The 357-nt window shown below is 47.9% G+C and carries 1 protein-coding gene; it reads left to right on the top strand.

All coding sequences use genetic code 11. The features are described from left to right. Nucleotides 1-357: hypothetical protein (locus tag AACV33_RS04705; RefSeq protein WP_182700747.1), on the top strand; the 357-nt coding region annotated here is incomplete at both ends.

The following is a 357-nucleotide window of genomic DNA, read 5'->3' as shown; positions in this document are numbered from 1 at the left end:
GACAGTCACTGGTTCAAATCAACACGGTATTGCTGCTGAAGCGGTGACAGAGACGGCGACACTTTCGACAGCGAAACCAACATTAATATCAGTGGTATCAAACCCGACATCGGGTAAAGCAGGCGATAAAATTGGAGTTACAGCGACTTTCTCTGTTGCCGTAGATAATGCGACGGCGACATTAGGCACAAGTGCTGTGAGGTGGGATTCGGGTCAAGGCTCAGCAACATGGATTGGTGAAGTGGAAATTCCGAGTTCATCAGCAGCAGATACAGAGTTTACTTATTCGGTGAAAGGGTTCAGTGATACTCACGGCAATCTTGGCGATGAATCGACAAGTGGTGCCGTGTACTTAAC

The organism is Aliivibrio sp. SR45-2 (genome assembly GCF_963890165.1).
Classification (GTDB): domain Bacteria; phylum Pseudomonadota; class Gammaproteobacteria; order Enterobacterales; family Vibrionaceae; genus Aliivibrio; species Aliivibrio salmonicida.
This window is presented reverse-complemented; position numbering and strand designations above follow the sequence as displayed.